At 67.5% G+C, this 13,213-nt stretch carries 12 protein-coding genes and 1 CRISPR repeat array; of the genes, 2 read left to right on the top strand and 10 right to left on the bottom strand.

What is annotated here, in order from left to right; all coding sequences use genetic code 11:
* Positions 1–212 precede the first annotated feature (212 nt).
* On the top strand, positions 213–983 hold the full coding sequence (locus AB0B96_RS10800) for an ABC transporter ATP-binding protein (protein ID WP_362897613.1): 771 nt from the start codon (positions 213–215) through the stop codon (positions 981–983).
* 1 nt (position 984) lies between these two features.
* Positions 985–3,501 (top strand): FtsX-like permease family protein, encoded by a 2,517-nt coding sequence (locus tag AB0B96_RS10795; protein ID WP_362897611.1) that lies wholly within the window; start codon positions 985–987, stop codon positions 3,499–3,501.
* A 143-nt stretch (positions 3,502–3,644) separates the two neighbouring features.
* On the opposite strand, the gene AB0B96_RS10790 is transcribed toward AB0B96_RS10795, so the two are convergent.
* The 10 genes from AB0B96_RS10790 to casA form a co-directional block, all read right to left on the bottom strand.
* Complete coding sequence (locus AB0B96_RS10790) at positions 3,645–3,914, bottom strand: hypothetical protein (protein WP_350949834.1); 270 nt, start codon at positions 3,912–3,914, stop codon at positions 3,645–3,647.
* Complete coding sequence (locus tag AB0B96_RS10785; RefSeq protein WP_362897609.1) at positions 3,911–4,666, bottom strand: toxin glutamine deamidase domain-containing protein; 756 nt, start codon at positions 4,664–4,666, stop codon at positions 3,911–3,913. The genes AB0B96_RS10790 and AB0B96_RS10785 overlap by 4 nt, the downstream gene beginning before the upstream one ends.
* Positions 4,667–5,068: 402 nt before the next feature.
* A CRISPR array of direct repeats spans positions 5,069–5,949; the repeat unit is 28 nt; unit sequence GTCGGACCCGCACACGCGGGGGTGATCC.
* A 113-nt stretch (positions 5,950–6,062) separates the two neighbouring features.
* Positions 6,063–6,443 (bottom strand): hypothetical protein, encoded by a 381-nt coding sequence (locus AB0B96_RS10780; protein ID WP_362897607.1) that lies wholly within the window; start codon positions 6,441–6,443, stop codon positions 6,063–6,065.
* Positions 6,440–6,805 carry a hypothetical protein gene (locus tag AB0B96_RS10775; protein WP_362897605.1) on the bottom strand — a complete coding sequence of 122 codons (366 nt, stop codon included), beginning with the start codon at positions 6,803–6,805 and terminating at the stop codon, positions 6,440–6,442. Before AB0B96_RS10775 ends, AB0B96_RS10780 begins: the two co-directional genes overlap by 4 nt.
* Positions 6,806–6,968: 163 nt before the next feature.
* On the bottom strand, positions 6,969–8,189 hold the full coding sequence (locus AB0B96_RS10770; RefSeq protein ID WP_362897603.1) for a helix-turn-helix transcriptional regulator: 1,221 nt from the start codon (positions 8,187–8,189) through the stop codon (positions 6,969–6,971).
* A gap of 197 nt (positions 8,190–8,386) precedes the next feature.
* Positions 8,387–9,052: a type I-E CRISPR-associated protein Cas6/Cse3/CasE gene (gene cas6e, locus AB0B96_RS10765; protein ID WP_362897601.1), complete on the bottom strand. Its 666-nt coding sequence runs from the start codon at positions 9,050–9,052 to the stop codon at positions 8,387–8,389.
* A complete protein-coding gene (cas5e, locus tag AB0B96_RS10760) occupies positions 9,043–9,759 on the bottom strand; it encodes a type I-E CRISPR-associated protein Cas5/CasD (protein WP_362897599.1) in 717 nt (238 codons plus the stop codon). Before cas5e ends, cas6e begins: the two co-directional genes overlap by 10 nt.
* Positions 9,756–10,877: a type I-E CRISPR-associated protein Cas7/Cse4/CasC gene (gene cas7e / locus AB0B96_RS10755; protein ID WP_362897597.1), complete on the bottom strand. Its 1,122-nt coding sequence runs from the start codon at positions 10,875–10,877 to the stop codon at positions 9,756–9,758. The genes cas5e and cas7e overlap by 4 nt, the downstream gene beginning before the upstream one ends.
* On the bottom strand, positions 10,874–11,473 hold the full coding sequence (gene casB, locus AB0B96_RS10750; protein ID WP_362897595.1) for a type I-E CRISPR-associated protein Cse2/CasB: 600 nt from the start codon (positions 11,471–11,473) through the stop codon (positions 10,874–10,876). The genes cas7e and casB overlap by 4 nt, the downstream gene beginning before the upstream one ends.
* Positions 11,470–13,017 carry a type I-E CRISPR-associated protein Cse1/CasA gene (gene casA / locus AB0B96_RS10745; RefSeq protein WP_362897593.1) on the bottom strand — a complete coding sequence of 516 codons (1,548 nt, stop codon included), beginning with the start codon at positions 13,015–13,017 and terminating at the stop codon, positions 11,470–11,472. The genes casB and casA overlap by 4 nt, the downstream gene beginning before the upstream one ends.
* Positions 13,018–13,213: the final 196 nt, after the last annotated feature.

Here is a 13,213-nt window from a genome sequence, read left to right as displayed (position 1 = left end):
TTCGGGCAGGAATCCCATCGAGGGTGAGGCCCCGTTCGCCTCGCCCGCCTCGTCCGAATGGCCGAGGCCGCACTACGGCGGAGGTCGCGTCCCTCCTTCTCCCGACCCCCTCCGTATCGCCATAAGTCAGGCCTAACGCCTGATGGATCCCTCTTTCCCCATCAATACCGTTTGGTGCGTCATAACATCACACGTTGTTGAGGAGAGCTGTCGTGACCATCACCGGAGAGGTCGGCGCGTGGGACGCGCGGGAAAGCGCGGCGCCGGCCGTGACGGCCAGAGGTCTCACCAAGGTGTACGGCCGGGGGGACACCGCCGTGCACGCGCTGCGCGGAGTGGACGTCTCCTTCGCGACGGGCGCCTTCACCGCGATCATGGGTCCCTCGGGGTCGGGCAAGTCCACGCTGATGCACTGCCTGGCCGGACTCGACACGGTGAGCGGCGGGCAGGTGCGCGTCGGGGACGTGGAGCTGACCGAACTCAACGACAAGAAGCTCACCATGCTCCGCCGCGATCGGATCGGCTTCGTCTTCCAGGCGTTCAACCTGCTGCCGACACTCACCGCCGAGCAGAACATCCGGCTCCCGCTGGAGATCGCCGGGCGGCTGGCCGACCCCGCGCTGTTCGACCGGGTCGTGGAGACCGTGGGCCTGCGCGACCGGCTCGGCCATAAGCCCTCGGAACTGTCGGGTGGCCAGCAGCAGCGCGTCGCGGTCGCCCGCGCCCTGATCAGCAGGCCTCAGGTCATCTTCGCCGACGAGCCCACCGGCAATCTCGACTCGCGCAGCGGTGCCGAGGTGCTCTCCTTCCTGCGGACGTCGGTGCGCGAGCTCGACCAGACGATCGTGATGGTCACCCACGACCCGGTGGCGGCCTCGTACGCCGACCGTGTGGTCTTCCTCCGCGACGGCCTGCTGGTGAGCGAGCTGACAGGGCCGACGCCGCAGTCGGTGCTGGACACGCTGATGAAGCTGGAGGCGTGAGGTGCTGAGGACGACGCTGGCCGGGTTGCTCGCGCACCGGCTGCGCCTGATGCTGACGTCCCTCGCGATCGCGCTGGGGGTCGGCTTCATCGCGGGGACGTTCGTGCTGACCGACACCATCGACGCGGGGTTCACCGAGAAGTTCTCCGCGGCGGCCGACAAAATCGACGTCGCCGTACTCCCTGCGCCCGGGGGGAACGGCGACGAGCCTCCTGTGATCTCCGAGGCCGCCCTGGAGAAGGTGCGCGCCGTGGACGGGGTGGCCGACGCACAGGGGCTGGTACGGGGCACATCCGCCCTGATCGGCAAGGACGGCAAGGCCGCCGGTGACTTCCCCACCGCGGGAATCTCCCTGCCCGAGGGCGACCTGAACCGTATGCCGATCGTGAGCGGTACGGCCCCGAAGACCGCGACGCAGGCCGTGCTCGACGAGGGCACCGCCAGGACCAGGGGCTTCAAGGTCGGTGACACCGTCGCGGTGCTCGACGCGAGCAACGCCAGGCACGAGTTCACGCTGGTGGGCCTGTTCGACGTCGGCCTGGACCAGGAGCTCGGATACTTCGGCGCGGTCGGCTACACCACGGACACCGCCAGGAAGATGACCGGGCAGCAGGGGTATCGGGAGATCGACGTCGCCGCCGCCGAGGGGGTCACCCAGGAGGCGCTGCGCGGCTCGGTCGCCTCGGCCGTGGGCGCGGGTCACGAGGTCAAGACCGGTGAGCGCTACGCGGCGGACCTCGCCAGGAACAACGGCGCCAACGGCGACTTCCTGAAGCTGGGCCTGCTGCTGTTCGGCGTGGTGGCGATGTTCGTGGCCGCGCTGGTCATCTACAACACCTTCAACATCCTGGTGGCCCAGCGGACCCGCGAGATGGCGCTGCTGCGATGCGTCGGGGCGACGCGCGGGCAGGTCTTCACCTCGATCATGCTGGAGTCGGCGGTGGTCGGCCTGCTGTCGTCGGTGTTCGGCCTGCTGCTCGGCTACGGCCTGGGTGCGGGGGCGCTCTCCGTGCTGGCGGCGTTCGACGCGCCGCTGCCCACGGCCGCCGCCGCCACCCTGACGCCGACCACCATCGTCCTTGGCCTGGTCATCGGCCTGACGGTCACGGTCGGCGCGGCACTGCTGCCCGCGCGGGCCGCGACGCGGGTGGCACCGATCGCGGCGCTGCGCTCGCAGACCGAGGAGCGGACCTTCAGGACCGGCCTGGTACGAATGATCTTCGCGGGACTGTTCCTGCTCGCGGGCGTGGGCATCGTGGTGGCGGGGATCTCCACGGATCCGGGCGAGACCGCCCTGGTGACGGTGATGGCCGGATGCTCGTCCGTCTTCCTCGCGGTGCTGATCCTCGGGCCGGTGATCGTCAGGCCGCTCTCCGCCTTCGCGGGGTGGGTACCGGCCAAGCTCTTCGGCGTACCCGGCAGGCTGGCCGTGGACAACTCCCGGCGCAACCCGAAGCGGTCGGCGACCACCACCGTGGCACTCACCGTGGGCGTGACGTTGATGACGGTCATCTCCGTCGTCACCGGCACCGTCCGGGTGACGTTCACCCAGCAGCTCGACGAGCAGTTCCCCTTCGACTACATGGTGCAGACCCAGGGGCGCGACTCCGGCCTGCCCCGCGCGATCGCCGAGGACCTCCGAGGCCGGTCCGAGCTGGACTCGGTCATCGCCTTCCGCGAGACCGGCGCGAGGCTCGCGACCGGCACCACGCGGTACGACGTGGGAACCTTCACCCCGACCCCGGGCTTCAAGCCGCCGCTCGACGCGGGCTCGCTCGACCGGCTCGTGCCGGGGACCGCGCTCGTCACCGACCGCGTCGCCGAGCGGCTCGCGCTCGGGGTCGGTGACCGGATCACCGTACGGACGGCGAAGGCGGGCACGGTCGATCTCTCGATCGTGGGCATCTCCGGTGTCGACGCGAGCCTCTCCGACGTGACGGTGCCCGAGCGGGAGTTCGACCGCTACTTCGGCGAGGTCGGCGACAACCGAGTGATGATCAAGCACCGTGACGGCGTCGACCCGGACCGGGCGCTCGCGGCGGTCGAGGCGGCGACGGAGGCGTACCCGACGGCGAAGGTGGCGAGCTCGACGGAGATGCGGGGCCAGTTCGACGAGGCGCTCGACATGATACTGATGATCATCACGGGGCTGCTCGGTCTGGCGGTGCTCATCTCCCTGCTGGGCATCGCCAACACACTCTCCCTCTCGGTCCACGAGCGCACCCGCGAGTCCGCGCTGCTGCGTGCCCTCGGCCTGACCCGGCCCCAGCTGCGGCGGATGCTCTCGGTCGAGGCGCTGGTCCTGGGCCTCATCGGCGCGCTGGTCGGCGTGACGCTGGGAGTCGCGTTCGGCTGGGCGGCCGCGCAGACGATGACCGACAACGTCGTCTTCCAGCTGCCGGTGCCGCAGATCCTGTCGTTCGTCGCCCTGTCCGGCCTCGCCGGGGTGCTCGCGGCCGTCCTGCCCGCCCGGCGCGCGGCCCGCGCCTCGGTCGTGGGCTCACTCGCGAGCGGCTGAGCACCGGACGGCCCGAGCCGGACGGTGCGCCCCCCGCTCCGGCCCGGCAGGACAGGACCGGCGGGGCCGGACCGGGACGGTCGGGACGCCGGGAGTGCCGGGCCAGGTCGGGCCAGTTCATACATGGTGGCCGGGACGCCTCGCTATCGGGGGCGGCGTCCCGGCCACTGCTCCGCCACGGTCTCGGGGTTGAGCAGCGGCCGGATCACGATCTCGCCGGTGGCCCTGTCGATCACCACGCAGCCGGACCCGACGGTGTCGGGCAGCACGCTGGGATCGTCGGGCTCGGGCTCGTTCGCCCAGGCGACATAGCCCTCTTGAAAGGCATAAATCCTGATCTCGACGGCGGCACCCGCGCCCCGGACCCCGTTGAAGTACTCCTCCGCCACGGCCCTCGCCTGGTCCGGGTTCACAGACGTCGTCCCTCCCTGTCGATCACGACGCAGAACACACCCGTCACCGACTCGTACGGCGGCTCCACCGCCATGTGCCCCCGCTGCGCGTCGATCCAGATCACCTCGCCGTCGAAGTTCACCGCGTTCCACGCGTGGCTGCCCCCGGCCGGCCAGCGGTTGACGATGAGCGCCGAGGAGCCGTGCCCCCCGGCCAGCAGCGCCTGCGCGATCGGCAGGTAGGCGTGACGTCCCTGCCCCACATAGTGGAAGCGCTGCCCCAGCCACCGCTCCGCCCTCGCCACTCCCCCGGCCTCCCCGGTGAGCAGCGGCCTGCCCACCCTGTCGTACTCGGGCCTGCGCGGCGCGGCCACCGCGGGAGTGCCGTACCAGGTGGAGAGCACCGACAGCGCGCAGTCGATCGCGTTGGTCGCCCGGAACGGATCGTCGGCCGGGCCGCTCCCGTTGATCAGCCTGATCCACATGCCGCGCGGGTCGGGGAAGCGGCGCGGGGTGCCCTGCTCGGTGAGGGGAACGGCCCGCAGCATGTCCTCCTCGGTCTGCGGATCGGGCCTGGCCAGCCCGCCCGCCAAGCCGTACGGCCTGCACTGGTCCAGCCGCGCCGGACCCCAGCGCATCCGCTCCCGCTCGCTCTCGCGCGGCGCCGGTGCCACCACCGGCACCTGGACCTCCAGCTCGAAGTCCCGCCACCGCTGCCCGTCCATCGTCACCACGGGGTTGTAGACCCCCGACGCCAAACTCCACTCGTTCACCGGCTCCCCCGTCCCCAACCCCTGGGAGCCAGATAGTAGGGCGGCCCACCCGCCCGGCACGAAGGAGTTGACCATTTAAAGGCTCAGTCCCCGTCTGTCGTTCCAGTACCGGTCACAACGGCATCGAAGTCGGCGATCGCGAAGCGCCTTTCGAAACGCATCGGCGTCACGGTCACCCGTCCCCTGGCCCTGCGCCTGCTTCCCCTGGCCGGGAGCGGGGCGACTCCGGTGCATACCTGTCGTACGGCCAAAGAGGCCGTGGTGATCTACGCAATCATCCAAAATCAGCAGATCACCTGGCTCCGCACTCCCCCGCCAACTACGATCAAGATCGGCGGTTCCTGCCGCATGCACTTGATAAAAAACCGAGCCTCACGCCTACAAAGACCCAGGTCACAAAGTGTCGGCCCCGCACACGCGGGGGTGATCCTGAAGAGTGACGGTGCTTTCATCTTTGAAGGGAGTCGGACCCGCACACGCGGGGGTGATCCCTCCTTGCACCAGACCGGCGTCATCACCGACGTGTCGGACCCGCACACGCGGGGGTGATCCAACGAAGAGCGCGAAGGTGCGTGAGGCGATCAGGTCGGACCCGCACACGCGGGGGTGATCCCGACGGCATGAAGTTCCCCGTGGCGGTCGGAACGTCGGACCCGCACACGCGGGGGTGATCCGATCGGCCCGTAGGCGCCGTCACCTTCGAACGGGTCGGACCCGCACACGCGGGGGTGATCCTATGGGGCCAACGACCGTGGGGATCTCAATGGAGTCGGATCCGCACACGCGGGGGTGATCCCGCTCGCCGCCGGCCGAACCGGTGGGGTGTGTCGTCGGACCCGCACACGCGGGGGTGATCCGCAACGAACACCGGCTACGGCCGCAAGGTGCTGGTCGGCCCCGCACACGCGGGAGTGGTCCCAGGGCGAGGAACACGTTGCCGTCGGAGTACAGGTCGGTCCCGCACACGCGGGAGTGGTCCCGGCCCCACGTTCGTGCCGGTGAACTTCGGCTCGTCGGTCCCGCACACGCGGGGGTGGTCCCCACACCGGCACCCAGGCCGCGTCCACGATCAGGTCAGCCCCGCACACGCGGAGTGGTCCCATCGTGGCGCAGATCGACCCGGCCGGGTTCTTGTCGGCCCCTCGCCCGCGGGGGTGGTCCCATCGTGGTCCACCGGTCCAGCGCCTTGGGGTCATCGGCCCCGCACACACGGGGGTGATCCGAGCGTGATGCCCTGGCTGGTGTGGGCGATGGTGTCGGCCCCGCATACGCGGGGGTGGTCCCTTGTGGCTCTGGGTGAAGTTGATTCCGCAGGGGTCGACCCCGCTCACTCAGGATTTTCCCTCCAAAGGTGCGGCGACGCGGATACGGGAAGGGCACGTCGCCGCACCGGCTTTCAAGGGGTGCGGCGACGCGGCCGGTGACCGGAGTGGCGGGGTTGGATCACCAGGAGGGCGTCGCTGAGCACGGTGATCGTGATGGAGTCGGCTGCTGAGAACTCGCAGCAGAGCGCGATGGGATAGACGAGGGCATCCCACCAGCGCTGCCCCCCGGCGAGCGGCTCAAGGCCGGTGACGCGGCCCCACAGCAGGCCCGGCAACCGGTGCCCCTGCCGTCGCCACTTCTCGCCCCGTACCGGAGTGGTCACGAAGGGCCTGTCCGGATCGCGCTCGAACAGCAGGGCGTGGCCGTTGCGCAGGTCGCCTGCGGGCCACACGACGGGGCCTTGGTCAGGGGCGTCCGCAGGAGCGGCGAGGTCCTCGATACCGGCGATCACGACCGCATCCCCGGTCGCGCCGCGAGGATCAACTCCACCACCAGCTCGGGATATCCGCCCCGCACGACCCGAGGGTCGGATCCGCCCCGCAAGCAGACCAGGTAGCAGCCCGAACGAGGCCCGACGGTCACCACGGCCACCCGCCGCCCCCCAGGGCCGAGCACGGCCAGTTCGGGCGGATATCGGTCCAGCCGCGACCGAGGACGAGGCCGATCCGGACAGATGAGAGCGTCCAGGCGGTTGCCGTGAAGCGACAGACAGATCGTCTGATGGCGATGAGCACGGATGCCCCGCTCGATCAGCAGCAGCTGCACGACCGCCAGCGCCCTGTCATGACTTTCCGCCGTGGCCTCATCGACCACCTCTTGAGATTCAACCGGTGCCTTGCGCCGTATCACCCGTCCTCCAAAGGTCGAATTCGGAAAGCGATTGATTGACCACTCGCTGTTACCGTGACCTTAGAAACGGTCAAGGGGGCTGCTGTGCACAGCTTGTGCACAGCAGCCCCCTTGACGCGGCGCCCCTTCAGACGGCCATGCGACCTTGCAGCGCCCGCAGCGGCTCCGGAATCTTGCGATGGACTCGTACGAGCTGGCGGACCGTCTCTCTTGCCGAGGGATGGAAGCGTGTCATCTGCGGCGCGACCTGCTCAGCGTTGATCATGCGCTTGAGCGCCCTGTCGTTGTCGTTGACCCACAGATGAGCCCTTGCCATGTCGATCTCATGGTGCGCTCGGCGTTCGTCATTGTTGTCCGGCCCGGACAGGTCGACGCCTTGGTCCAACCGGATGGCTTGATCAAAATCACCCAGCTCGACAGCCACCGCACACCCGTGAATTGAGACATTCCCCGGGTTCATCTGCAGACCATAGGGATCGCGACGATCTCTCGGGTTGATCCGTGCCGCTGCCTCGGTCGCGGCCCCGTGGTGCTCCCAGGCATCCGCCGTTTTCCCCGCTCTCGCGGCGGTGATGGCCGCGTTCAGATGCAGCGCCCCGAAAACCTCTGTTGACACCGGGTTATCCTGATCGATTTCATTCATGGCCCGCTGGACCATCTTGAGGGCGACATCCCAGGAACCCATGGTCATCAGCAATCGCGACCGGCCCAGAGTGACCACATGCGGCAGATATGGATCTTCCGCACGTTGCGCGGAGACCGTCGTTCGTTCCACCACAACCTGTGCCAGGTCGTTGTAGCCGAGACGGCGTACCAGGGATCCAGCGAGCGCTTGAGCGCGATTAAGCAGACGCCAGGCACGAACCGTATCCAGCTCCATGACCTGAACCGTCAACTCCTCCAGGAGCGCAGGAAGCAGAGCACCGAGCTGGGCATACGACACGGACCTCTGAAGCTTCTGAAGCGCGACCACCTCAGCGGCCAGCTCGTCGAGCGTGCGGGGAGGCATGCCCAGGTCGGGGGCGACGTCCACGTAGGCCAAGGCCACCCGAATGGCGGGAATCGCCGCGTGCACGGCGTCGCTGCGCTCGTCGGTCCCCCGGTACGGCTGCCCGTTGATCTCCGCTGGATCCACCGAACAGGCTCGTGCGACAGCGGCGACGAGAGACGGGGTGGCGGGCCTGACGCCCGACTCAACCTTGGCTATCAGGCTTCGAGAGACATGCGCGAGCCCGGCCAGGCCTTCCTGGGTAAGGTTTCTGAGCTTCCGTGCCTTGGCTATTCGCTGTCCGGTGTACTCGTTGCGCTCGGGGTACGCCAGGTCTGGGTTCCAGTCGTTCTCGCTCATCTCGGTGCCCTCCTCGCGACTGCGCGGCGTCTCCACGATAACCAGCCGCCGCTTGCCGCAAGGGAACATTCCCTCTTCAGCCAGCCCTTCAACGAGGTCAAAGCACTACCGGGGATACCAAAAAGCACTCGGTGGTCGTCACCTGGTCCCCTCCGAGCGCGGCTTGGCAGCCGATGCCCTCCGATCGAAGAGCTTCCTTACGGCCTGGCCAGGGTGAGGAGACCGCAGCCATAGGCTTTCGCTCTGCCTATGCCTGTGGTGAAGCCCTCCCAGAAGGCATCGGGGTCGGTGATCGCGAGGCGACCTTCGAAGCGCACCGGTGTCACGGTCACCTGTCCCCTGGCCCTGCGCCCGCTTCCCTTGGGGAGAGCGTTGACTCGGATGTCCGCCGCCCCCGAACCGCTCTTCTCGATGTGAAAGCCGTGTCGCTCGCCCTGCTGGCTCAACCACTGAAGCTGTCCCTCGGGATCTCCGATGGGAACACGCTTGCCTCGCGGTCTGTCCGTTTCGGAGATCCGCTCGCTCGGGATGCTCCGCGTCGCGCTGGCGACCAGCCGGAACGAGAATCGACGACCCGCGTGCAGAACGTTCCGTATCTCGCTGAGATCCCGCGTCCTGGCCTGCTCCGCGAGATAACCGACAGGCAGCCGCGACCAGTCGGGCAGAGTCGCCGACTGCACATAGATCACAGGGGTACGCCCGGGATCCGCGTCCCAACGCCAAAGAACGCCATGCGCCAGACGACCGGGGCCTTCGGCGTCATCGAATCCCTCCATCACACGTCGATGAACCTGCTGAAGGTCGGCGAGATCACGCAGAACATCGGGAGAGACCAGGTTGGGAGCGAGACGACTCAGGTGCATGCCTGTTCCTTGAGGCTGGGCAGCAGGCCGGAGGTGAGGGGCACAAAGTCCGTACGAACGTAGCGGGGGGCGAATTTCCTGGCGGCCCAGGCGAAGGAGACCGGGTGGTCGTACCGCATGTGGACGCTTGGACCCGGCTCGCTGTCGCAACTGATCCGGAGCATCTGCGGCTTACCTTCATCGGCGTCGCGACGCGCTTTCTGAACGATCCGCCCTCGCCGTTCGAGCCATACGTGCTTCCTGACCGCCTCCGTGGCGGACAGCTCGGTCAGCCCCAGGAACAGATCCGGTGGGGCGGCGAACGCCTTACGGCCGAGGAAGAGAGGGAACACTGGCTTGCGCAGGCCTTCCGCCGCCTCCTCGATGTGCTCCGCCGCCCCCTCCAGCGCCACGAGGAAGCACGCATCGGCGAGATAGTGCCGTTCGGAGACGATGGTTCGGGATGACCTGCCGTCGGTGGTGGGCACGTTCTGCGTGGTGTGATAGTCACGCTCCACCTGCCCCTCACGGTCACAACGGACAGCCATGCCGAAGGCGGCTAGGTGCCTGATGTCTCCGTCACGGGGGATTCCGAGCGCGGCGGCCAGCAGACCGACGATGCCCGACTTGCTGGGCTCGATGCCTGTGTCACGGCGTTCGAAACGCGACTGCACCCCCCACGACTGGAGCGGTGCGTCGATGCCGAGCAGGAGCGTCGCGGTGTTCATGCCAGTGCCTGGATGACGTCGTCAACCAGCTCGGTCACCGTGCGGACCTGCACCAGATCGGTGTCCACCTTGGCGTCGATGGAGAGGAGTCGGGTGGCGACGATGTTCTCGTCTCCGTACGCGGTGGCGATCCGGTCGAACTGGCTCAGGAACGCTTCGGCAGACGCCTGGATGATGCCCTTCTGGAAGGTTCCCTTGACCGGGTCGGCGAAGGCGTTCGCCAGGTTCCAGACACCGTGTCGGCGGACGACGGCGAGGATCAGCGAGGGCGGGTTGTGCGCGGCCATCGAGTTCTGCTTGCCGCTGGGGATCGCGTGGATGAACGCCTGGAGCCAGGCGCGCGCCGCGTGGTGGACGAGGTCGGGGTCTTCCGGCAGGTTCTTGCTGAACTGCGCCAGGTCCAGGTTCGCGTAGCGGTAGTAGCAGGCCGCATTGAACTCGACGGTTCCGATCATGTCCGCGCCGCTGTCGCCATCTCGCTGGAGGTCGTCGACGGCGGTGAAGTAGTCGTACTCGCCGGCGACCGCGTGGGTGGAGATGGCGTGGGCGACCTGGCTGGCCGCGTCCACGTTGAAATCCTTGTTGTTCGCGATCATGCGTCCGAACAGGGCGATGTCGACGGCCTTGGAGGCGTCGATCAGGTCGTGCAGCCCGGCGATCTCACTCTTCTTCCTGCTCTTGGTCTTGGAGGCGCCGGCCTTCGCCTCCTTGGCCTTCTGCGGAACAAGGGTGAGCAGCGCGTCGTAGTTGCTGTCGCACACCTCCGCGAGGAGTTCCACGGCATTGGAGCGGAGGAAGAGCGAGTATTTGCTGTTGTTGTCCTTGTCGGTCGGCAGCCCCAATTCCTCCAGGGCCGTACCGGCCACGGCGCGCGCCTCGGCGAGGTCGCGCCCCCGAGCCGCGAGAAGATCTGCGGCCTTGTCCGCGAAGTCCTTGCTCCGCTTGCCGATGATGACGCCGTAGTCGGGCAGGAGAAGGCGGGCCGACCTCTTGAGGCACTGGCTGGAGATCCGTGCCCGGCGCACGTCACCGAAGACGGCCGATTTGGGCGCTCCGCTGTCGTCCCTGTTCAGGTTCGATGGAGCGAAGGACTGGAGAATGTGCAGTTCGATGATCATGATGTCTCCTTGTCGTCGGAGAGGCTGACGGATCGGGCGTATGCCGTGTGTGCCATGCGGTCGTAGTCGCGAAGCCAGCGCAGGCGGAGGCTCTCCGCGTAGGTGAGCCCGTCGTGCCGGAATCTGGTGTTCTCCCAGTTCAGGACGTCGCGGAGCAGCTGCGCATAGTTGACGGAGATACCGTCGAGCAGAGCGATGGCCTGGCGGAGGTGGTGGCCGAGGCCTGCCCGGGGAGATCCGAGCAGGACTTTGAGACGGGTGTCCGTGGGGCAGGAGTCGACGTCGCCATGCTTCTGGGCTCTGTACGCGCCGAGAGACGCCCCGAGGCTCCGATGCATGGCGGAGTGTTCACGATGGTCGGCGAAGAGCCCTGCCGTAAGGAAGACATCGGCCATCTGCTTCTCCGTGACCCAGTCCGGCAGCACCGCCAAGAGGGAAGAGGCGGCCCCGACCGAGGGAATCTGCCCCTTCGTGTAGCGGCGCAGTTCGGCCAAGGCCCCCAGGTCCCCCTTGCCTCCTCGCGCCTGAACCAATGCCTTGAGAGCCCCGGCGAAGCGCTCCTCCCACCGGTCGGTCTGAGAATCATCACTGGTCATACGGTCACTCCAGGAACAGCTTCGAGTTGAGCGAGGGCCTGACGGAGCCGGAAAGTGACGGTGCTCGCCACCTTGGCGCGGATGGCGAGGTTGCGCGTGCTGGTGGTGCCGGTGGCCAGCATCCGGTTGAGCGCTTTGATCGCGGCGGCCTCCACCGCACGGCTCCAGGACCGCTTCGCCTCCTCGTACTCTCCCTCGGCCAGCAGGTGAGCCAGGCGGTCGTACTCGGGAGTGAGAGCGGCCCAGTAACTGGTGAGCTGGACCGGCCTCCAGTCCTTTTTCTTCTCTTCTTGGAGCTCGATGCGGGTCTTGAACTCACCACGTAGCCGCCGCGCCTGCTCGAAGAGCAGGCTTCCGACCTCCTCGGCGGCCCGGAGAGCGGACTCAAGCGCGGTCGCGGCCTCCGTCTCAGCGGGGTCAAGCAGACGCGCAGGCAACACGATGTCCTCGGCGGCCCAGGTAATGAGCTTGGACTGTTTGTTGACCAGGCCGTAGGCGGTGACCGGGATGAGTTGCGGCAACCTCAGCCCTGCCGCCTTCTCTGTCTCCAGCAGCCACCCGAACGTCCTCGGCGGGACGCCGTGGCGAGGTTCGAGTGCACCCGAACGCGCGGCCAGGGCGTTGGCACTCCTCCAGAGCGCCCGTTCACGGTCAATCCGGAGTGGCGTCACCTTGTCGCCGTAGAAGGCCATGTGCTGGTCGACATGGCTGAGCTGAAAATCCTTGTGCAGGGAGTCACCGGGACAGATGACGACCTCGCCGATCGCGACGCTTCCGTCCTCGTTCTGCGTACGGCGAAGCCAGACCCGGCGCGACTGCCAGGTGAGCAGGTCGGTCCACCCTCTCGGGACGGCGGCTTTACGGGGCATGGCCGAAAGCTGCGGACGCTCCCACACGGGAGCATCGCGGGCCGAGGTGCCCATCGGCCGACGGCCTGGCTCGTATGCGGGGAGGTTGAACATAAGAGTCTCGAAAACCGTCGCACCTCTCACGAGGAAGACCGCTCCGCGGGCGCAAGGCGCGGCGGTCGATGACTTGTCCGGTGACGCCCCCGGAGTCTTGGTCCCGCCGAGGTCGAAGGCCTGCACGGTGACCAGCCAGCGGAAGGCTTCCGCAGGGGTGAGCGTCACACGAATGTCCGAAGTCGTGTGGTCGAACAGAGTGACGTTGTTCCCGGACGACTTGTAGGGCACCAGCAGCGCCGCCGAATTGGGCTTGACCGTCGCGAGATCACGGCACTGGTAGAACGGCTCGTCCCCGAACAGGTCGAACCTGTGCCTCCACAGATCCAGATAGTCAACGATTCGCTCGACAGGGAACTCCCGGGCCTGCCAGATCCGTTTCCAGGCGTCACCGTCGACAGGCCCGAGTGAACGATGGAGCACCGCGATGGCCAGCCGGTAGAGGGCCGCCGTCATCGTGGGCGACTCACCCCCGATTCCCGACAGCTCGTCCGCCTGGGTGAGCAGGTCCATCAGGGAGACTTCGTCGTCTTGACCGAGGATGGGAACGCACCGCTGGTCGAGCGGATTGAATGAATTCATGCCTCTGTTCTCAAGGAGTCATGGATAAGAAAAGAAGGATCTACATCGGCAGGTTAGAGATGTCCGGTGTGAGGAAGCTTCGAGAATGCCGAAACGCTCTGTCCGCTTGACCTCTCGATTCCGCCGCTGTATAGATCAGCACCAACCCCTGTGGGGGTGTGGACCAGAGTCGTGGATCGTGCACGCACCAGAATCC

This window comes from Streptosporangium sp. NPDC049046, from assembly GCF_040649155.1.
In the GTDB taxonomy this organism is placed as follows: domain Bacteria; phylum Actinomycetota; class Actinomycetes; order Streptosporangiales; family Streptosporangiaceae; genus Streptosporangium.
Note: the sequence above shows the minus strand (reverse complement) of the source record. Positions and strands in the feature narration are given on the sequence as shown.

Excerpts from the sequence above, each read along its gene's own strand:
- casA (WP_362897593.1), bottom strand. The coding sequence starts at position 13,017 with ATGAATTCATTCAATCCGCTCGACCAGCGGTGCGTTCCCATCCTCGGT.
- casB (WP_362897595.1), bottom strand. The coding sequence starts at position 11,473 with ATGACCAGTGATGATTCTCAGACCGACCGGTGGGAGGAGCGCTTCGCC.
- AB0B96_RS10770 (WP_362897603.1), bottom strand. The coding sequence starts at position 8,189 with ATGAGCGAGAACGACTGGAACCCAGACCTGGCGTACCCCGAGCGCAAC.
- cas5e (WP_362897599.1), bottom strand. The coding sequence starts at position 9,759 with ATGAACACCGCGACGCTCCTGCTCGGCATCGACGCACCGCTCCAGTCG.
- cas6e (WP_362897601.1), bottom strand. The coding sequence starts at position 9,052 with ATGCACCTGAGTCGTCTCGCTCCCAACCTGGTCTCTCCCGATGTTCTG.
- cas7e (WP_362897597.1), bottom strand. The coding sequence starts at position 10,877 with ATGATCATCGAACTGCACATTCTCCAGTCCTTCGCTCCATCGAACCTG.